The sequence below is a fragment of the Salegentibacter maritimus genome (assembly GCF_016236975.1).
Lineage (GTDB): Bacteria > Bacteroidota > Bacteroidia > Flavobacteriales > Flavobacteriaceae > Salegentibacter > Salegentibacter maritimus.
Map to the genome: position 1 here is coordinate 1 of NZ_JAEHNY010000035.1, position 354 is coordinate 354.

At 38.4% G+C, this 354-nt stretch carries 1 pseudogene; it reads left to right on the plus strand.

The features are described 5' to 3' along the window. Window positions 1-354, plus strand: a pseudogene (locus I6U50_RS15775) (T9SS C-terminal target domain-containing protein); the annotation flags it as partial.

Below are 354 nucleotides of genomic sequence, written 5' to 3' on the forward strand. Positions count from 1 at the left end.
CACTGGATGTACAGAAATAAGTTTTACCACAGAAAGTTTCGCAACACCAAGTATTCCAAATTGTTCTACAATTACCAGTCCGCTAGATGGTGCAAGCGATGTTAGCATCAGTGAAAAGATTAACTGGGATGCTGTACCAAATGCCGATGGATATTATATAAATATTGGAACAACTCCAGGAGGAAATGATCTGGTAAATAATGCCGAGCTTACAACAACTAGTTATACCCCTACAACCGATTTCCCTGAAAATACTACAATCTATGTTTCGGTTACTCCTTATAATGCGGTAGGAAATGCCACTGGATGTACAGAAATAAGTTTTACCACAGAAAGTTTCGCAACACCAAGTAT